Origin of the sequence: Phycicoccus sp. M110.8, assembly GCF_032464895.1 — a bacterium.
In the GTDB taxonomy this organism is placed as follows: domain Bacteria; phylum Actinomycetota; class Actinomycetes; order Actinomycetales; family Dermatophilaceae; genus Pedococcus.
Genome location: NZ_JAWDIC010000003.1, coordinates 138,693 through 157,908, shown reverse-complemented (window position 1 = coordinate 157,908; position 19,216 = coordinate 138,693). Strand labels below are relative to the sequence as shown.

Sequence of the window (19,216 nt, the reverse complement as noted above, 5' to 3'; positions counted from 1 at the left end):
CGACCACGGATGGTGCGACCTCGCACGTCAACCGGGTCGCGCTCAGATGTTGCCGAACCCGACCCCGCGACGCTCGGACTCGCCGATCTGGACGTAGCCGAGGACACCCGCGGGGACGAGGACCTGCCGGCCCTTCTCCCCGGTGAGGGTGAGGGGGGTGCCGTTCTCGATCGCGGCGGTGACGGCCTTGACGACCTCGTCCGCGCTCTCGTCGGTCTCGAAGGTGATCTCGCGGGCGACGTTCTGGACGCCGATCTTGACCTCCACGTGAGGTCCTCTCTCTCGAAACGGTGGGCACCCGGCATACGGGCGCGTCGGTGCTGTCGCCCAACCTAACGGCCGTCGCGGGCGGAACCTTCCCCGGCACGGCGCCCCCGGAGGCGTGTTCGCTCAGGGCGTCGCGGCGGCGCGGCTCAGGGCGTCGCGGCGGCGCGGCTCAGGGCGTCTCGGCGTCGACCTTGGGGAAGGAGCCCAGTCCCCGCCACGCGAGCGACCCCACGAGCCGGGCGGCCTCGTCCTTGGGGACGTCGCTGCCCTGGGCGAGCCAGTGGCGGGCGGACACCTGGGCGAGGCCGGTGAGGGCCATGCCGAGCAGGGAGGCGTCCTCCTCGTTGAGGCCGGTGTCCTCGGCGATCACCTCGGCGACCGCCTCGGCGCAGACCAGGCCGACGGCGTCGAGCCGGTTGCGGACGGCGGACTCGTTGGTGAGGTCGGACTCGAAGATCAGCCGGAACGCGGCGCCGTCGCGCGACACGAAGTCGAAGTAGGCCGCGATCGAGGCGTAGACGCGCTCCTTGTTGTCGTGCGTCGACGCCAGGGCCTCGCGCACGAGCTGCTCGAGGGCCTCGGAGTGCTTGTCCAGCAGGGCGAGGTAGAGCTCGAGCTTGCCGGGGAAGTGCTGGTAGAGCACCGGCTTGGAGACGCCGGCACGGTCGGCGATGTCGTCCATCGCGGCGGCGTGGTAGCCGGACTCGACGAACGCCGCCTGCGCCGCCTCGAGGAGCTGGGCGCGGCGAGCGGAACGGGGCAGGCGCTGTCCGGGCTGTCGGGTGCCGGTGCGCTGCTCTGCGCTGAGCGACATTCGGGCCTCTCCGGTCGAGGTGTCGCAGTCGTGCTGCGGGGTCGTGCACATCGTACGCACGGGTAACCCCGTCGTCGCCGGGCACGGCGTCGTCGTCGGCGGTCGCGGGTACTGTCGGGGACATGGGCATCCCCCCGCTGGTGTCGCCCGGTCCGGAGCTGACGGCCGAGCAGAAGGCCCGCTACGCGCGGCACATCCTCCTGCCGCAGATCGGCCTCGAGGGCCAGCGCCGGCTCGCCAACGCCCGCGTGCTCGTCGTCGGTGCCGGCGGACTGGGCTCCCCGGCGCTGCTCTACCTCGCCGCCGCCGGTGTGGGCACCATCGGCGTCGTCGACGACGACGTCGTGGACGCCTCGAACCTCCAGCGCCAGGTCGTGCACGGCGTGGCGGACGTGGGCCGCCCCAAGACCGAGTCGGCCGCGGAGACGGTGGCGTCGGTCAACCCCCTGGTGCAGGTCGTGCGCCACGACGTCCGGCTGGACTCCTCGAACGCGCTGGAGATCCTCGCCGACTACGACGTCGTGCTCGACGGTGCCGACAACTTCCCGACCCGCTACCTCGTCAACGACGCGTGCGTGCTGCTCGGGCTGCCGCACGTGTGGGGGTCGATCTACCGGTTCGACGGCCAGGTCTCGGTGTGGTTCGCCGGGGTCGGCCCGTGCTACCGGTGCGTCTTCCCGGACCCGCCGCCGCCCGACGCCGTGCCCTCGTGCGCCACCGGCGGGGTGCTCGGGGTGCTGTGCGCGTCGATCGGGTCGGTCCAGGTGGCCGAGGCGGTCAAGCTGATCACGGGGGAGGGCGAGCCCCTGGTGGGGCGCCTCCTCGTGCACGACTCGCTGCGCCAGACCTGGGACACCCTCACGGTGCGTGCCGACCCCGTGTGCCCCGTCTGCGGCGAGGACCCCAGCATGACCGGGCTCGTGGACTACGAGCAGTTCTGCGCGGTGCCGGATCCGTCGCAGGCGTATGCCGGGGGCGCCGGTTCCCATGGCGGCGCGGGCTCGGGCGGCGGGCCGGCGGCATACGAGGAGGTCTCGGCGACCGACCTGGCCCGGATGCTGCAGGAGCGCGACCGCGGCGACCGGGAGTTCGAGCTCGTCGACGTGCGCGAGCCGGGGGAGCGGGAGGTCGTCTCGATCCCCGGGGCGCGGGCCGTGCACCTCGACCGGTTCCGCGACGGTGTGGCCGCCGGTGAGCTGCCCGACGGCGTGCCCGTTGTCGTGATGTGCAAGTCGGGCGTGCGCTCGGCCGAGGCCGCGGGCCTGCTGGCGGCGACCGGTCGGGCCGACGTCGCCAACCTCACCGGCGGGGTCCTGGCGTGGGTGCGTGACGTCGACCCGAGCCTGCCGGTCTACTGACGGCCGTGGTGACGCAGGAGAAGGACTTCGGGCTGCCGAGCGAGTTCGCCGACGACGTGCTCGACCTGGTGGACCAGATCCCCGAGGGCAAGGTGGCGACGTACGGCGACCTGGCCGAGATCCTCGGGCGCGGCGGCGCTCGCGGGGTCGGGTCGGTGATGGCTCGGTACGGCTCGGACGTCCCGTGGTGGCGCGTGATCCGGTCCGGCGGGTACCCGCCGCAGGGGCTCGAGGACGAGGCCGTCGCCCGGTGGCGGGAGGAGTCGACGCCGCTGGTCGGGGGTGCCCTGGGTCGGCGGGTGGACATGGCCCGCGGCCGGTGGGAGGGCCCGGGCTCGTGACACGCCATCCACGGGCGGCACGGTGTCGGCGCGGGATGGTGGGATGAGCGCGTGCTGAAGCTGCGACGCGCCCCGGGCCTCGTGGTCGACCCGCCGGCCCTCGACGAGGTGCAGCAGGCGGTCGTCGACCACCGCGGCAGCGTGCTGCGCGTGCTCGGCGGCCCCGGCACGGGCAAGACGACCACCGCGGTCGAGGTCGTCGTCGGCCGGGTGGAGCGCGACGGCCTGGCCCCCGACCAGTGCCTGGTGCTGACCTCCTCGCGCGTCGCTGCCGGAGAGCTGCGCCAGCGCGTGACGGCGCGCCTGGGGCGCACGTCCACGGAGCCGCTGGCCAGGACGCACCAGGCCTTCGGCTTCGGCATCCTGCGCCAGGCCGCCGCGCTGCGCGGTGACCCGGCGCCCCGGCTGCTCAGCGGCCCCGAGCAGGACGTGATCCTGCGCGAGCTCCTGGCAGGCCACGCGTCCGGTGAGACCCCCGGCCCGCGGTGGCCGGAGCGGGTGCGAGAAGCTTTGCCCACCAAGGGTTTTCGCGCCGAGCTGCGTGACCTGCTCATGCGCGCCGTGGAGCACGACCTCGAGCCGGCCGACCTGCGCCGGCTCGGCGAGCGGCACGACCGCCCCGAGTGGGTCGCCGCGGCCGACGTGCTCGAGGAGTACGACGAGGTGACGGCCCTGTCCGCGCCGGGCGCCTACGACCCGGCGTGGATCCTCGGGTCGGCCGCGGACCTGCTCGCGGAGGAGCCGGAGGCGATGGCCCGGGTGCGCGACGGGCTGCGGCTCGTCGTCGTCGACGACGCCCAGGAGCTGACGGCCGCGGCCGTGCGGCTCCTGCGCACGGTCCTGACCCCCGGCATCGACCTCGTGCTGCTCGGCGACCCCGACACCGCGGTGCAGACCTTCCGTGGCGCCGACCCGCGCTTCCTCGCCGACCGGTGGCGCAGCCTCGGCGACGGCCCCACCCTCGTCCTGCCGACGGCCCACCGCCTGACCGCGGCGGTCCACGCGGCAGCGGGCCGGGTCGCTCCGAAGATCGGCGCCCTCGGGGGCGGCGTGCAGCGCCAGACCGCGCCGGGCCGCCCGGGCGGGACCGTCGACGTCCGGCTCGTGCGGGCCGTCAGTCAGGAGGCGAGCCTGGTCGCCGGCGAGCTCCGGGAGGCGCACCTGCGCGACGGGGTCCCGTGGTCGCACATGGCGGTCGTCGTCCGCGGCCAGGGGCGCACCGCGACGCTCCGACGGGTGCTCATGTCGGCCGGGGTCCCGGTGGCCGGCAGCGCGACCGACCTACCCGTGCGCGACGAGGTGGCGGTGCGCCCGCTCGTGATGCTGCTGCGCGTCGTGCTCGAGCTCGCGCAGGGGGAGGCCGACGTCGTCCCGCCGCAGGTGGCCGTCGACCTGCTGCTGTCACCGCTCGGCGGCGCCGACGCGGTGAGCCTGCGACGCCTGCGCCGGGCGCTGCGCCGTGAGGAGCTGGCTGCCGGTGGTGGGCGCACGAGCGACGAGCTGCTGGCCGAGGCCCTGGTGTCACCGGGTGCCCTGCAGGAGCTCGGGGTCGAGGCCAACCCCGCCCGCCGGGTGGCGACCATGCTGCGCGCCGGGCTGGACGCGGCCCGGCCGAGCTCCGAGCCGGGACGACGCTGGGAGCACGGGGTCACCGCCGAGACCGTGCTGTGGGCGATGTGGTCCTCCGTGCGCCTCGGCCAGGAGTGGCGTGCTGCCGCCCTCGGCAACGGACCCGGCGCCGCCCGGGCCGACCGCGACCTGGACGCCGTCGTCGGCCTGTTCGACGCCGCGGCGCGCTTCACCGACCGGCTACCGCTGGCCGGGCCGGCGGAGTTCCTCACCCACATCGAGAGCCAGGACATCCCCGGCGACACCCTCGTCGCCCGGTCGCCGTCGGACGAGGCCGTCGTCGTGACCACCCCGCAGGCGGCGGCGGGCAGCGAGTGGCGCCTCGTGGTCGTGGCGGGGGTCCAGGAGGGCGTCTGGCCCGACCTGCGGCTGCGCGGCTCGCTGCTCGGCTCCGAGCAGCTGGTCGACGTCGTCTCGGGCCGTGACCCCGGCTTCCGCGCCGCCCAGGCTGCGGTGCGCTACGACGAGACCCGCCTGTTCCTCGTGGCCCTGACCCGCGCCACCGAGCGGGTCGTCGTGACCGCCGTCCGCAGCGAGGACGAGCAGCCCTCGGTCTACCTCGACGTCGTCGACCCCGACACCGTCGAGCGGCTCGGTGACCGGCCCTTCACCGACGTCGGGCGCACGATGACGCTGCCGACGCTCGTCGGCGAGCTGCGACGCCAGCTCGTCGACGGCCAGACCCGCGACCGGCGCACGGCCGTCGCGGCGCTGGCCCGGCTCGCCGACGCCGGCGTGCCCGGCGCCGACCCGTCGCAGTGGTGGGTCCTGCGCTCGCTCAGCGACGACCGTCCGGTGCGAGAGACGGAGCAGGAGGTCCGGGTGTCGCCGAGCAAGGTCGAGTCGTTCGGCCAGTGCGGCCTGCGCTGGCTGCTGAGCTCGGTCGGCGGCGACGGCCCGCGCGTGGGCGCCGCCGACATCGGGACCCTGGTGCACGACATCGCCGCCGACCTCGGCGACGTCGACGCCGCCACCCTCGCGGCCGAAGTCGACGCCCGGTGGGCCCGGCTCGGTATGCCGCGGGGCTGGGTCTCGGACCGCAAGCGCAGCGAGGCGCACGACATGGTCGCGCGGCTCGCCGGCTACTTCGCCGAGGCGCAGGGCAAGGGCTGGACCAAGGTCGGCGCCGAGGTGGCCATGAAGGTCACGCTCGGACGGGCCGTCGTGAGCGGGCGCGTGGACCGGCTCGAGCGGGGCCCCGACGGCCTGCGGGTGGTCGACTACAAGACCGGCAGCAGCAAGCCGAAGGCCGACGACCTCGCGAGCCACCCCCAGCTGGGGGTCTACCAGCTCGCCGTGGAGAACGGCGCGTTCGGGGACGGGGAGCGCTCGGCCGGCGCGGCCCTGCTGCAGATCGGCAAGGCGGCCGGCAAGAGCTACCAGGAACAGCCGCAGGGTGCCCTGTCCCGGGCCGAGGACCCGCAGTGGGCGGGCCGGCTCGTCGCGGAGACCGCCGAGGGCATGGCCGCTGCCACCTTCCTCGCGCAGGTCGGCGACCAGTGCACGCTGTGCGCCGTCAAGGCGTCCTGCCCGGCGCAGCCCGAGGGGAGGGTCCTGTGAGCGGACCGACCACGGCGACGGACCTCCAGCCCGGGTCCGCGCGCGATGCGGGCCGGGACGCAGAGCCACCCGGCGCAGGCGGGCAGCCTCCGCACACCGCGGTGTCGCTGGCCGATGCGCTCGGCCTGCCGCGGCCGACGAGCCAGCAGGCCGCGGTGATCGAGGCGGCGCCGGACCAGCCGCTGCTGGTGGTCGCCGGGGCGGGCTCGGGCAAGACCGAGACGATGACCAGCCGGGTCGTCTACCTCGTCGCCAACGGGTACGTCGACCCCGACCAGGTCCTGGGCCTGACCTTCACCCGCAAGGCCGCGACCGAGCTGGCCGAGCGCATCGGGCTGCGGCTGCGCCAGCTGCAGGCCAAGGGTGTGTGGACCCCGGCCGACACCGACGAGGAGTCGGGTGCCGAGGTGCTCGGCGGCACCCCCACCGTGTCGACGTACCACTCCTACGCCGGGCGGCTCGTGCGCGAGCACGCCCTGCGGCTCGGCTACGAGAGCGAGTCCAGGCTGCTGTCCGAGGCGGCGGCCTGGCAGTACGCCGCCGAGGTCGTCGCCGCCTACGACGGCCCGATGGACGACGTCACCGGGGCCGAGGCGACGGTCGTGGGTGCCGTCGTCGACCTGGCCGGGGAGCTCGCCGAGCACCTGCGCACCCCGGCCGAGGTCTCGGCATACCTCGCCCGGGTCGAGCAGGCGCTCGGTGCGCTGCCCTCGGGATCCAGCCGCGCGTCGGGGCTGCTCAAGGGCGGCCGGGACCTGCTGGCCAACCTGCGCGCGCGGGCCGGGGTGCTGCCCATCGTCGAGCGCTACCTCGCGCTGAAGAAGTCGCGCGACGCCATGGACTTCTCCGACCAGATGGCGCTCGCGGCGACCCTGGCCCGGACCTTCGAGGACATCGGTGCGATCGAGCGGCAGCGCTACCGCGTGGTGCTGCTCGACGAGTTCCAGGACACCTCGGACGCCCAGCTGCAGCTGCTGCGCGCGCTCTTCGCGGCACCCGGCGAGCCGGTGCGCGTCACGGCCGTCGGTGACCCCAACCAGTCGATCTACGGCTGGCGCGGCGCGAGTGCGACCACCCTGTCGGCCTTCCGCCAGGCGTTCCGCACCGGCCCCGACCCGGTGCCGAGGGTCCCGCTCACGACGAGCTGGCGCAACGACCGGCTCGTCCTCGACGTCGCCAACCGCGTCGCGGCACCGTTGCGCGACACCTCGAGCGTGCAGGTCGAGCCCCTCGACGCACGGCCCGACGCCGGGGTGGGGCGGGTCGACGTGGCCCGGGTGCAGACGGTGCGCGAGGAGGCCGACCTCGTCGCGCAGTGGCTGGGGGAGCAGCGGCGCACCGGCTCGGGCTCGTTCGCGGTCCTGTGCCGCAAGCGGTCGCTGTTCGCGCCGGTCATCGACGCCCTCGAGCGCGCCGAGCTGCCGTACGAGGTGGTGGGACTCGGCGGGCTGCTGCTCACGCCCGAGGTCGAGGACATCACCGCGCTGCTGCACGTCGTCCACGACCCCACGCGCGGCGACCAGCTCATGCGGCTGCTCACCGGGCCGCTGTGCCGCCTGGGGGCGGCCGACCTCGACGGGCTCATGGCCTGGGCCCGCCACCAGCAGGAGGTGCGCCTCGGCCACGGACGGCCCGAGCAGGAGGCTGCCGACGCGGACGCCGCCGACGGCGAGGCGCCCGAGCTCGGTGACGGCGACGCCGAGGCGGTCGGCGAGAGCGGCGTGCGCGACCAGTCGCCGGACAGCTCCGACACGGCGAGCATCGTCGAGGCCGTCGACGACCTGCCCCGGCCCGGCTGGCAGAGCTGGGACGGCCGGCGGGTCGGCGACACCGCGCTCCAGCGGCTGCACGGGCTCCAGCAGACCATCCGCCGGCTGCGCGGCCTCACCGCCCTGCCGCTGGCCGACCTCGTCGGCGAGGCCGAGCGCGCCCTGGGGCTCGACATCGAGGTGCTCGCCCGCCCCGGCTACACGCCCAGCGTCGCCCGCGCCCACCTCGACGCCTTCGCCGACGTCGCCGCGACCTTCTCCATCAGCGCCGACCGGCCCAACCTGGGCGGGTTCCTCGCGTGGCTCAAGGCGGCCCTCGACGAGGAGCGCGGGCTCGACAAGGGCTACGTCGAGCCCAAGGAGGGCGCCGTCCAGGTGCTCACGGTCCACGCCGCCAAGGGACTGGAGTGGGACGCCGTCGCCGTGCCCGGGCTGGTCGAGGGCACGTTCCCGGACCTCCCGTACACCGTCAGCACGGTGCGGGGCGGCGAGTGGGCCTGCAGCGTCCCGAAGGACAAGGGCTGGACCGGCGGCCTGTCCGGCGGTGGCATCCCCTACGCCCTGCGCGGCGACAGCGGGGGGCTCCCGGTGCTCGACTGGGAGGGCGCCGCCGACACCAAGGACCTGGAGACCAGGCTCGAGGACTTCGCGCTGCGCGGTGGCGAGCACGCCATGGGCGAGGAGCGCCGGCTCGCCTACGTCGCCTTCACCCGCGCGAAGCGGGCCATGCTGCTGAGCGCGCACGTCTGGGGCGACGCGAAGTCGCCCCGCGTGACCTCCCGGTTCCTGCTCGATGTGGTCGGGCGCGACCTCTCCGACGACAGCGCGGCCGTTCCGGGCGTCCGCCGACTCGCGTGGGTGGACATGCCCCCGACCGATGACCCCAAGGCGGTGACCAACCCCCTCGAGGTCGAGCAGCGCGTGGTGCAGTGGCCCGCGGACCCGCTCGCCGAGCGCCGGGCGGCGGTGGAGCGAGCGGCCGGCGCCGTCCGCGAAGCCATCGAGGCGTATGCCGCGGGCGCGCCACCGGAGCCCCACGCACCCTCCCAGGGCGTCCTGCCGCTGCCCGGGGAAGGCGTCCCGGTGCTCGAGGAGGTCGAGCTGCTGCTCGCCGAGCAGCGACGCCTGGCAGAGCGCGGCGACATCACCGTGCTGCTGCCCCGGCACCTGTCCGCCTCCGCGGTCGTGGCGCTCGCCACCGACCCGGACCGTTTCGCCACGTCGCTGCGGCGGCCGATGCCCGAGGCCCCCGCCCTGGCCGCGCGGCGGGGCACGGCGTTCCACGCCTGGATCGAGCAGCACTACGCCCGGGCCGCCATGGTCGACCTGCTCGAGCTGCCCGGCAGTGCCGACGAGGACCCCGCCGACGACGCCGAGCTGCCCGCCATGAAGGAGCGGTTCCTCGCCAGCGAGTGGGCGCAGCGGGCGCCGGTCGAGATCGAGATCGCCGTCGAGACGGTGCTCGACGGCATCGCCGTCCGCGGGCGCATCGACGCCGTCTTCCCCCGTGCCGGGGGCGGGTTCACGGTCGTGGACTGGAAGACGGGCCGCAAGCCCACGGGGGAGGTGGCGCGCACCCGCGCGCTGCAGCTCGCGGCATACCGGGTGGCCTATGCGAGGTTGCGCGGGCTGGACGTGGAGGACGTCGACGCGGCCTTCTACTACGCGGGGACGGGCGAGACGGTGTGGCCCGACCTGCCCGAGGAGGACGAGCTGCTGGCGTTGCTCCGCACGGTTCCCGAGTGAGTGCGGGAGGCTGCGGTGCCGCCGCCCGCACCGGGGGGCCGGCCCCGAGGGACGAGGAAGGACGTGGCAGGCGTGACGAGGGTGGAGTGGGGACCGGTGCTCGAGGCGGTGGAGGCAGCCCAGCGCGGTGACGGCGCGGCCGCCCGCGCGGCGCTGGAGCGACGCTGGGTGGAGTCAGGGACCGACGAGCACGCGGTGCGGTGCGTGGTCGCGCACTACCTCGCCGACCTGCAGGACGACCTCGACGCGGAGATCGCCTGGGACGAGAGGGCCCTGGAGTCGCTGCCGCACGTGCGCGACGAGGACGTGGCCGGGCTGGGCATCACCTCGGCGGCCGGGTTCGCGCCGTCGCTGCACCTCAACCTCGGTGACGGCTACCTGCGTCGCGGGGACGTCGACCGGGCCCGGCAGCACCTCGACGCCGGGACCCGGACGCTCGAGGTCCTCGGTGACGACCCCTACGGCGTCATGATCCGGCGCGGGTTCGAGCGGCTGGCGACCCGCATCGAGTCCCCGGACGCCCTCCCGCGACGACGCTGAGTCGGTGCGGGGGCGGAGCAGGGCCGGAGGACGCCGGTCTCAGGCGCGGGGGTCGTAGCCCGGCTCGAAGTCCGGTCCCGGGTCGTCGCCCTCGATGGGCTGCGGTCGGCGCAGCGGGCTGACGTCGATCTCGGCCGTCTCCTCGGCACCCCCGGAGCTGGGCGGCGGCACCTCGGCGCCGGCCGGCTCCGGCTCGGGCTCGTCCTCGATGCCGAACTCGTCGGAGGGCCCGCCGGCCCCCTCCGGCCGTTGGCCGACCATGGCGTCGTCCCGGCTCTGCTGGTCCTCGGTGTCCGGGTCGGCACCGGCCGTGTCGGCATCGTCGGGGTCGTCGCCGGGCGCGCCCCGGTCGCCGAACATCGTCTCCACGTCCTCGTCCTGCTCGCGCTCGACCGCAGCGGCGTCGCCGGCCCCGCCGGCGGTGGAGCGGTCGCCGAACATCGTCTCCACGTCCTCGTCGAGCTCACGCGCGGCAGCTTCGGGCTCCGCCCGGCCGGGTGCGGTCGTCTCGACGTCCTCGTCGCGCTCGCGGGCTGCGGCGTCGTCGTCGCCCTCAGGGGCGGCGGCGGTGATGTCGTCGACCTCGCGGTCCGCCGCGTCCCCGTCCTGCTCAGCCCCGGTGCTGCCGGCACGGGTGCCTGCCCGGTCGCCGAACATGGTGTCCACGTCGTCCTCGAGGTCGTCGTCCTCGTCGGACAGCTCGGGCGGCACGAGCACCGGTCGCGTGGTGTGCGCGGGACGCAGGCCCGTGCGGCGGTAGTCGTTGGCGGACTCCTCCTCGGCGTGCAGCCGGTTCTCCAGGCGGCGCAGCGCGGCGGCGCACCGCTCCACGACGAGCCGGTCCCCGGCGCCGACGGCCCCCATGAGGTCGCTGAGCACCCGCATCTCGCCCGACAGGCGGGCGCGCTCGAGCAGGTGGGGGTCGGGTCGCTCGACCCGGGCGTGCGCGTACGCCTCGAGCAGCGAGTCGACGCTCGCCGGGCTGGCGGCTGAGACCAGGGCGGCGAAGTCGTCGGCGGGGTCGGCGACCTTGGCGTCCTCCCAGCCGGTGAAGGCCTTGACCCGTCCGGTGCTGGCGTCGTCCTCGTCGTCGAACACCACGAGCACCTGGTCGCCGGTGAGGTCGCCGTGCGTGGGGGTCGGCGCGAACCGCCACAGTGCGACGTCCTCGAGCTGGCGTTCCCACCGGGACAGCAGCGAGGTGGGGACGTGGCCCGTGGCGGCGGCCCGGTCGAGCTCGCTCAGCCGGCGCGTGCGGTAGGTGTCCGCGTCGTACGCCGGCAGCCCGGCCTCGTCGAACAGCTGGTGGTCGACGTTGTGCAGCGCGGCGATCGCCCGGCCCAGCTCGGCCGTGAGCCCGGGACCCGGCGGCAGCTGGGAGAAGTCGATCGGCCGTCCCGGCAGGTAGGGGTAGATCGCGGCGCGGCCGCCCTCCTTGAGCGCGGCGAAGCCCTTGGGGGTCGGCACCCCGAACGGGAGGCGGCGAGCCAGCAAGGCGAGCAGCCCGAACGTGGACTCCATCTGCGCCGCGGCCGCCTGGTTGCGCGGCACCCGCACCACCCAGCGGCGGTGCTGGGTGTCCTGCACGAACGCCACGTCGTACTGCTGGTCGGGCACGCCGGGCACGGCCTCGACGCTGGCGGGGTCGAGGCCGGGTACGGCCGCGCTGGCGAGCGCAGCGAGGAACAGGGGGCTGCGGTCCACACCGTCACCGTATGCCGTGGTGGCACGCCTAGGGTGGAGGCGTGGGCCGACCTGCTGAAACTCTTGAGAATGTCACCCTGGCCGGCTCCGGCCTCGACCGCAGGGCCGAGCTGCGCACCGACCGCCACCTACTGGGACGCCTGCTCGCCGACCCCGCCACGCGGGTGCTGGAGCTGCGGGGTGACCGCGTCGCGGCCGACGAGGGTCCCGACGGCGCACGGCTGCGCCTGAGGGCCCCGGTGGCCGCGGATGCCGAGCGCCTGGCGGTGTTCCTCGGCGCCGACGACCAGGACGTCATGCACGTGGGCGTCGTCGGCGACCCGCTCCCGGCCGAGGACGGGGCCACCGGCAACAGGTCCACGACGAGCGGCGAGGCGGCCGGCCTCGTGACGCTGCGCCACGTGGCTGCCGACCTCGACGACGTCGAGGCGGGCATGTTCTCCACGCTGCTCGCCCTCGCCAACTGGCACCGGGCCCACGGCCACTGCGCCCGGTGCGGGGCCCCGACCGAGCCCCAGCAGTCCGGGTGGGTGCGGCGGTGCACCAACGAGGGCAGCGAGCACTACCCGCGCACCGACGTCGCCGTCATCATGTCCGTCGTCGACGGGCAGGACCGGCTGCTGATGGCCCAGGGCGCCGGCTGGGGGACCGGGCGCTACTCGGTGCTGGCGGGCTTCCTCGAGCCGGGGGAGAGCCTGGCGCAGGCGGTGGCCCGCGAGGTGCGCGAGGAGGTGGGGCTCGAGGTCTTCGACGTCGAGTACCTCGGTGACCAGCCGTGGCCCTTCCCGACGTCGCTGATGGTGGGCTTCACCGCCCGCGCCGGCAGCGGCGCGCTGCGCCTGCAGGAGAGCGAGATCGCCGACGCCCGCTGGTTCACGCGCGACGAGGTGCGGGCCGGGGTGGCCGACGGCAGCCTCGCGGTCTCGTCCCGGCTGTCGATCTCGCGCCGGCTGGTCGAGCACTGGCTCGGCCACGAGATCGACGGCGTCCGCTGACCGTCGCCGCCGACGGGGCGGCGACGGGCCCGGGACCCTCGGGCACGCGAACGTCCGGCCCCACCGGGGGCCGGCCGCGCGCAGAGCGCCTCGGTCAGGAGGCCAGGCGCTTCTTGACCTCGTTGATGCTCGGGTTGGTCGCCGCCGAGCCGTCCGGGAACAGGAGCGTGGGGACGGTCTGGTTGCCGTCGTTGACGTCCATGACGAAGGCCACGGCCTCGGGCTCCTCCTCGATGTTCACCTCGGTGAACGGGATGCCCTCGCGGCCCATCTGCGCCTTGAGGCGGTTGCAGTAGCCGCACCAGGAGGTGCTGAACATCGTCACGGAACCGGGGGCCGGGGCCTTGGGGGTGCTCATGGGGTGTCGTTTCCTTCGTGGTGCCGGGGGGGTCTTCACGTCTGCCAACCCAACGAGCCGGCCGGTTGTTCCGTCACGCGCTGTGACCCCCGACGACCCTCCACGCCCCAGCAGCCCGGCCGGGCCGCCCCGCCCGCGGCTGGGGACGCCCGTTCGGTCGTCGGCGGCCGCCCCTAGGATCGGCACGATGCCCAGCCAGCCCACGCCCCCCACCCCCGACGAGGTGCTCGCCGCCCTCGACCCCGAGCAGCGTGAGGTGGCCGCCAACCCGCTGGGCCCGATGTGCGTCCTGGCGGGCGCCGGCACGGGGAAGACGCGGGCCATCACCCACCGGATCGCCTACGGCGCCCACTCGGGCGCCTACCAGCCGCAGCGCGTGCTGGCAGTCACCTTCACCGCACGGGCAGCAGGGGAGATGCGCACCCGCCTGCGGGACCTGGGTGTCGGCGGCGTCCAGGCCCGCACCTTCCACGCCGCCGCCCTGCGCCAGCTGCACTACTTCTGGCCCCAGGCCATCGGCGGCGCCGCGCCCGAGGTGATGAGCCAGAAGGCCGCGGCCGTCGCGCAGGCCGCCGCCTCGCTGCGCCTGGACCTCGCTCGCGACCGCACCGCCGTGCGCGACCTCGCCGCCGAGATCGAGTGGGCCAAGGTCTCGATGCTGACCCCCGAGACGTATGCCGCCGGCGCCCGGGCGGCGCGCCGGGAGCCCCCCGGCCTCGATGCCACGGCGATGGCGCGCGTGCTGGAGGCGTACGAGCAGGTCAAGACCGCGCGCGGGGTCATCGACTTCGAGGACGTCCTGCTCCTGACGGTCGGCATCCTGGACGAGCGCGACGACATCGCGCGCACGGTGCGCCAGCAGTACCGCCACTTCGTGGTGGACGAGTACCAGGACGTCAACGCCCTCCAGCAGCGCCTGCTCGACCTCTGGGTGGGGGAGCGCACCGACCTGTGCGTGGTCGGCGACCCGGCCCAGACGATCTACTCCTTCACCGGGGCCAGCCCGCGGCACCTGCTCGGCTTCCCGGTGACGCACCCGGAGGCGCACGTGGTGCGCCTGGTGCGCAACTACCGCTCGACCCCGCAGGTCGTCGAGCTCGCGAACCTCGTCGTCCGCGGTCCCTCGGGCGCCATGCGCAGCAACGCCGTGACCCTGCAGGCCCAGTCGCCGGCCGGTCCGCCGCCCTCGCTCACCGCCCACCCCGACGACCCGGCCGAGGCCGCCGCCGTGGCCGCGGAGATCGCCCAGCGGATCGCGGCGGGCGTGCCCGCGTCCCAGATCGCGGTGCTGTTCCGCACCAACGGCCAGTCCGAGGCGTTCGAGTCGGCCCTCGCCGAGCAGGACGTCCCGTACCTCGTGCGCGGGGGCGAGCGCTTCTTCGCCCGCCGCGAGGTGCGCGACGCGGTGCTCCTCATGCGGGGGGCCGCACGCTCGGACGACGGCTCGACCCCGCTGCCCGACCTTGTCCGCGACGTGCTCGTGGGCGCCGGGTGGAGCCGTGAGGCGCCCAAGGCCGGCGGGGCCCAGCGGGAGCGGTGGGAGTCCCTGGCGGCGCTGGCGACCCTCGCCGACGACCTCGTCGCCGCGACCCCGGACGCCCGGCTCCCCGACTTCGTCCGCGAGCTCGACGAGCGGTCCGCCGCCCAGCACGCGCCGGCGGTCCAAGGGGTGACCCTCGCCTCGCTGCACGCCGCCAAGGGCCTGGAGTGGGACGTCGTCTTCCTCGTCGGCTGCTCGGACGGCTACCTGCCGATCACCATGGCCGAGACCCCGGAGGCCATCGAGGAGGAGCGGCGCCTGCTCTACGTCGGGGTCACCCGGGCCCGGCGCGAGCTGCGCATCTCCTGGGCCGGCGCCCGCACCCCGGGTGCCCGGGCCAGCCGTCGCCCGTCCCGGTTCCTCGACGGCGCCGCGGCCGTCCTCGGCGACGGGGCGCGCTCGCAGCCGAAGTCGAAGGCCTCGGTCGGCGGCCGCCGGTCGGGCAAGCCGTCGCGACCCGCCCTGCCGGTCCACTGCCGCTCCTGCGGCACCGAGCTCACCACCGCCGGGCAGCGCACCACCGGACGCTGCGACGACTGCCCGCCGACGTATGCCGAGGGCACGTTCGAGAAGCTGCGGGCCTGGCGGCTGGCGGTCGCCAAGGAGGCCAGCGTCCCGGCATACGTCGTCTTCACGGACGCGACGCTGACGGCGATCGCGGAGCGCGAGCCGGGCACCGAGGGGGAGCTGGCGCAGATCTCCGGTGTCGGGGTGCGCAAGCTCGGCATGTACGGCGAGCAGGTCCTCGCCCTCATGGGTGGGGCCGACGTCGATGACGTGCTCGAAAGCCGTTCTGCCGCAACGGAATCCGACTAACTGACGGAAAACTTGCAGGAAAGTTCCGGAAATCCCGGAAAATGCGTTGCCGCTCTCCGGAGCGGTCCCCTACTCTTGGGGGACACACAGCCCAGCCGTCGCGCGCGACGGGCTGGGGACCGACGGAACAGACGAAGGAGGCTGGCCCCATGGAGAAGACCACGATGACGATCGACGCGACCCACATGTCCCGCGTCCGTTCCGTGTGCCCCGAGGCCGGCCGAGTCGTCCTCGCAGGCGCCCAGGGCTGGGTCCAGGGGACTGCTGTGTCCGCGTCCGTCGTGATCACGGATGCCCCGCGCCCGACGTTCTACGTCGACGGTCTCGGTGCCGGCATCGCCCGCAAGGACTTCGTGTTCCGCCCCTTCGGAGAGCCACCTGTCTAGGCATATCGCCAATCAGGTCTCTTCCAAGGCCGCGGAACCCGAAACCGGGATCCGCGGCCTTTCTGTTTGCCCGACAGATTTCTTCCGCTCGACCAGTCAGGAAGAAGTACCACCAGTTGATCAGCACGACACCGAACAGAACGGGTCGGCCCCCCACCGGGGACCAGCCGACCGGGACGAACACCGAAGATGCCGCCACCACCGTGGCGGGGACGAGAAGGGGAGGTGACACCCGATGCAGTTGAGCGCACTTCACGACCTGAACGAGCAGGCCGCGACGTCCGGCGCAGGCATCCCGTGTCGAGAGAACGACGCCGAGATGTGGTTCGCCGAGAGCCCGGCCGACGTCGAGTTCGCCAAGTCGCTGTGCCGTACGTGCCCGGCCATCACCGCGTGCCTCGCCGGCGCGCTCGACCGGTCCGAGCCGTGGGGCGTGTGGGGCGGTGAGCTCTTCGTCCAGGGAGCCATCGTCGCCCGCAAGCGTCCGCGCGGTCGCCCGAGGAAGAATCCGGTCGCCGCATGACCCTCGTCCAGATCCACGACCACGGTCCGTCCGTCGACGGAACCCCGCACGCGGGGGTGCCCGAGGGGGCGCCCGCGGGGTCGGTGCCGGGGGGCACCGACCCCGCGGGGCAGCCGTCCGGCTCCCCGCACCACCACACCCAGTACTTCGAACCCAGGAGAACAGCCATGTTCCAGGCCTTGTACGCCGACCTCGCCCGTGCACATCGCACGCGCCGGGAGCGGGAGTACCAGCGCCGGCTCGAGGCCCGTGCGCAGCAGGAGATGCTGCACGCGCTGCCTCGCATGCTGGCCCGGTGACCCGCCCGACCGACAGCCCCGGAGGACCAGTCCTCCGGGGCTGTTGCGCGCCCGGCCGCGCTGTCGCGGGTCCGGACCGCTTCCCTGGCCTAGGGTCGCGTCATGTCGCGTGACGCCGTCGTCGAAGCCCTGTGCGCCCCCGATCTCGCCCCGGTCGTCGACCTGGTCCTGTGGGTCGAGGACGGGGTGGCGCACGCGGCCAACGCGCTCGGTGCCGTGCGCCTGCACGAGGACGGGCGCCACGAGGTGCTGCGCGGGACGGACCCGGTCGCGAGCGAGGACCCGATGGCGTTCCTGCCGTACGAGCACGAGCTGCGGTGTCCGAGCCCGGCCGTGTCGACCGACAACGCCTACCCGTACGCCGCGCAGCGCATCCTGTCGCTGTTCGCCGACGCGGAGCGCTCACCCGACGTCGCGGTGGTGCACACGCCCCGGCACCACTTCCCCGATGAGGGCGGCCACGTGGGCGAGCACGGGTCGCTCGACGTCGTGCAGTCCCGGGCCCCGCTGCTGCTGTCGGGGGCCGGCGTCCGGCGGCGCGGGTACGTGGACGAGCACGCCCGGCTCGTCGACGTGGGTCCGACCCTGGCCCTGCTCGCCGGTGTGCCCGAGGCCGACCTGCGCGACGGTGCGGGGCGACAGCTCGACGGGCGCCCGCTGCTCGAGCACCTCGACACGGGTGCAGCAGGGGCGTCAGAGGGCCCCGCGGAGGCGGAGGGTCCCGGACGGCGGCGACGCGTGGTCGGCATCCTCTGGGACGGCGCGCACTGCGGCGAGCTCCTGGCGATGGCCGAGGCCGGGCGCCTGCCGGGCGTCGCCCGCCTGGTCGAGCGCGGGCTGGCCCTGCGCGGCGGCGCCGTGGCCGAGTTCCCCAGCGTGACGCTGACCAACCACACCTCGATCCTCACGGGCGTCGGGCCCGGGCGGCACGGCGTGCTCGGCAACGTCTACTACGACCGGGCGACCGGGCAGCAGGTCGTGCCCAACGACGCCGAGACCTGGTATCGGTCCGCCGAGTGGCTGCGGCCCGGGGTGCGCACCGTGTTCGAGATGGTGAACGACCATGTGCCGCAAGGAGACTCGCCGCGGACGGCCAGCGTCGACGAGGCGATCGACCGCGGCGCGGACTACGGCACCATGGCCCTGCTGCGAGCCGTCGGCGGGTTCGAGGCCGCCACGAAGGCCAGCGAGGGCGCGCTGCCCGAGCCGGCGGAGTCGGCATACCTGCGCGACCCCTCGCACCTCACCGACGACTACTTCCGCTGGGCGGTGCAGGTCGACGACCTGGGCCTTCAGCAGGTGCTCGAGCTCTGGAGCGATGCCGACAGCGCCCCGACCCTGACCTGGTGGGCCAACACGGTCACCGACGCCGGTCACCACGGCGGTGGGCCGAGGTCGGACATGGCCCGGCACGCGCTCGAGCAGTCCGACGCCCGGCTCGTCACCTTCCTCGACCACCTCGAGGGCCTGGGCGTGCTCGACGAGGTCACCTTCCTGCTGACCGCCGACCACGGCTTCGAGGGGTCGGACCCCTCGGTGACCGGGTCGTGGCGCCCGGCACTGGACGCGCTGGGCATCCCGTACCGCGACGAGGGCCCCGGGTTCGTCTACCTGCTCTGATGCCGGCGAGCCCGACCCGGCGAGCCCGACCCGACGAGCCCGAGGCGGCGCCGTGGCGCAGGGTGTCGGCGCCTACCGCGGTCGTCCGGCCGGTGGCTAGTCTGCGGCCATGGCCCCCCAGATCCGCATCGCCCAGGATGACGCCGCCGACGAGGTGCTGAGCGAGGACCCGTTCGCCCTGCTCGTCGGCATGCTGCTGGACCAGCAGTACCCGATGGAGCACGCGTTCCGCGGGCCGTGGAAGATCCGCAGCCGCTTCGGCACGCTGGACGCGGCGGCGATCGCCGAGGCCGAGCCCGAGGCGTTCGCCGACCTGTGCTCCACCCCGCCCGCCATCCACCGGTACGGCCGCTCCATGGCGGGCCGCGTGCAGCAGCTCGCCGCAGTCGTCCGCGACGAGTACGGCGGCGACGCCCGGCGCATCTGGACCGAGGCGTCCGACGCGCAGGACCTCCTCGGCCGGCTCCGCGCCCTGCCGGGCTTCGGGGACCAGAAGGCGCGGATCTTCGCGGCCCTGGTCGGCAAGCAGCTCGACGTGCGCCCGGCGGGCTGGCAGGAGGCGATCGGGCCGTATGCCGAGGACGGCTCCTACCGCTCGGTGGCCGACGTGGTCGACGCGGAGTCCCTGCAGAAGGTGCGCGAGTTCAAGCAGGCGGCCAAGGCGCAGGCCAAGGCCGCCAAGGCGGCGACGGGCTCGTGACGTCCTCCCCGGGTGGTCCGGGCACTCCGAGCGGTCCGGCCGACGCCGCCTCGGTGGTGTGCGCCACGTGCGGCGCCACGCCCGAGGACGAGGGCGTCGCGCGCCTCACGTGGTCGCGTGGGACGGAGAACGGCCGCGACGTGTGGACCTGCGACCAGTGCAGCCGCCGCCACCTGCGCAGCATCGAGGGCAAGCTCGACTCCGCCTGGTGGTGACGGAGCCCGGTCTGCGGACGGGGACCGCGTGGTGGA

General features: G+C 74.7%; 17 protein-coding genes. 13 read left to right on the top strand and 4 right to left on the bottom strand.

Annotation, left to right across the window (positions count from 1 at the left end):
* Window positions 1-42 precede the first annotated feature (42 nt).
* Both RKE38_RS14000 and RKE38_RS13995 read right to left on the bottom strand, forming a co-directional pair.
* Window positions 43-267 (bottom strand): DUF3107 domain-containing protein, encoded by a 225-nt coding sequence (locus tag RKE38_RS14000; protein WP_316008099.1) that lies wholly within the window; start codon window positions 265-267, stop codon window positions 43-45.
* 169 nt (window positions 268-436) lie between these two features.
* The gene (locus RKE38_RS13995; RefSeq protein WP_316008098.1) at window positions 437-1,081 is read right to left on the bottom strand and encodes a TetR/AcrR family transcriptional regulator; all 645 of its coding nucleotides are present in this window, start codon (window positions 1,079-1,081) and stop codon (window positions 437-439) included.
* 122 nt (window positions 1,082-1,203) lie between these two features.
* Between RKE38_RS13995 and moeB the strand changes: the two genes are divergently transcribed.
* From moeB to RKE38_RS13970, 5 genes are all read left to right on the top strand, one after another.
* A complete protein-coding gene (moeB, locus tag RKE38_RS13990) occupies window positions 1,204-2,439 on the top strand; it encodes a molybdopterin-synthase adenylyltransferase MoeB (protein ID WP_316008097.1) in 1,236 nt (411 codons plus the stop codon).
* Between the two features lie 5 nt (window positions 2,440-2,444).
* A complete protein-coding gene (locus RKE38_RS13985; RefSeq protein WP_316008096.1) occupies window positions 2,445-2,780 on the top strand; it encodes an MGMT family protein in 336 nt (111 codons plus the stop codon).
* Window positions 2,781-2,831: 51 nt separating this feature from the next.
* Entirely contained in the window at window positions 2,832-5,969 is a 3,138-nt protein-coding gene (locus RKE38_RS13980; RefSeq protein ID WP_316008095.1) for an ATP-dependent DNA helicase, read from the top strand.
* Window positions 5,970-6,070: 101 nt separating this feature from the next.
* On the top strand, window positions 6,071-9,484 hold the full coding sequence (locus tag RKE38_RS13975) for an ATP-dependent DNA helicase (RefSeq protein WP_316008094.1): 3,414 nt from the start codon (window positions 6,071-6,073) through the stop codon (window positions 9,482-9,484).
* Between the two features lie 63 nt (window positions 9,485-9,547).
* Window positions 9,548-10,024, top strand: a complete 477-nt coding sequence (locus tag RKE38_RS13970; RefSeq protein ID WP_316008093.1) for a hypothetical protein — start codon at window positions 9,548-9,550, stop codon at window positions 10,022-10,024.
* Between the two features lie 39 nt (window positions 10,025-10,063).
* On the opposite strand, the gene RKE38_RS13965 is transcribed toward RKE38_RS13970, so the two are convergent.
* Window positions 10,064-11,728 carry a phosphotransferase gene (locus tag RKE38_RS13965; RefSeq protein ID WP_316008092.1) on the bottom strand — a complete coding sequence of 555 codons (1,665 nt, stop codon included), beginning with the start codon at window positions 11,726-11,728 and terminating at the stop codon, window positions 10,064-10,066.
* A gap of 41 nt (window positions 11,729-11,769) precedes the next feature.
* On the opposite strand from RKE38_RS13965, the gene nudC reads away from it, so the two are divergent.
* A complete protein-coding gene (nudC, locus tag RKE38_RS13960; protein ID WP_316008091.1) occupies window positions 11,770-12,723 on the top strand; it encodes an NAD(+) diphosphatase in 954 nt (317 codons plus the stop codon).
* 94 nt (window positions 12,724-12,817) lie between these two features.
* Here nudC and RKE38_RS13955 read toward each other — a convergent pair whose 3' ends face one another.
* Window positions 12,818-13,081 carry a mycoredoxin gene (locus tag RKE38_RS13955; RefSeq protein WP_310154704.1) on the bottom strand — a complete coding sequence of 88 codons (264 nt, stop codon included), beginning with the start codon at window positions 13,079-13,081 and terminating at the stop codon, window positions 12,818-12,820.
* A gap of 187 nt (window positions 13,082-13,268) precedes the next feature.
* Between RKE38_RS13955 and RKE38_RS13950 the strand changes: the two genes are divergently transcribed.
* The 7 genes from RKE38_RS13950 (at window position 13,269) to RKE38_RS13920 (ending at window position 19,180) form a co-directional block, all read left to right on the top strand.
* Window positions 13,269-15,437, top strand: a complete 2,169-nt coding sequence (locus tag RKE38_RS13950) for an ATP-dependent DNA helicase UvrD2 (RefSeq protein ID WP_316008090.1) — start codon at window positions 13,269-13,271, stop codon at window positions 15,435-15,437.
* Between the two features lie 149 nt (window positions 15,438-15,586).
* Entirely contained in the window at window positions 15,587-15,823 is a 237-nt protein-coding gene (locus tag RKE38_RS13945) for a hypothetical protein (RefSeq protein WP_316008089.1), read from the top strand.
* 235 nt (window positions 15,824-16,058) lie between these two features.
* Entirely contained in the window at window positions 16,059-16,346 is a 288-nt protein-coding gene (locus tag RKE38_RS13940; RefSeq protein ID WP_316008088.1) for a WhiB family transcriptional regulator, read from the top strand.
* On the top strand, window positions 16,343-16,645 hold the full coding sequence (locus tag RKE38_RS13935) for a hypothetical protein (protein ID WP_316008087.1): 303 nt from the start codon (window positions 16,343-16,345) through the stop codon (window positions 16,643-16,645). Before RKE38_RS13940 ends, RKE38_RS13935 begins: the two co-directional genes overlap by 4 nt.
* 102 nt (window positions 16,646-16,747) lie before the next feature.
* The gene (locus RKE38_RS13930) at window positions 16,748-18,265 is read left to right on the top strand and encodes an alkaline phosphatase family protein (RefSeq protein ID WP_316008086.1); all 1,518 of its coding nucleotides are present in this window, start codon (window positions 16,748-16,750) and stop codon (window positions 18,263-18,265) included.
* Between the two features lie 109 nt (window positions 18,266-18,374).
* Window positions 18,375-18,965 (top strand): HhH-GPD-type base excision DNA repair protein, encoded by a 591-nt coding sequence (locus RKE38_RS13925; RefSeq protein ID WP_316008085.1) that lies wholly within the window; start codon window positions 18,375-18,377, stop codon window positions 18,963-18,965.
* Window positions 18,962-19,180 carry a hypothetical protein gene (locus RKE38_RS13920; protein WP_316008084.1) on the top strand — a complete coding sequence of 73 codons (219 nt, stop codon included), beginning with the start codon at window positions 18,962-18,964 and terminating at the stop codon, window positions 19,178-19,180. The genes RKE38_RS13925 and RKE38_RS13920 overlap by 4 nt, the downstream gene beginning before the upstream one ends.
* Window positions 19,181-19,216 lie beyond the last annotated feature (36 nt).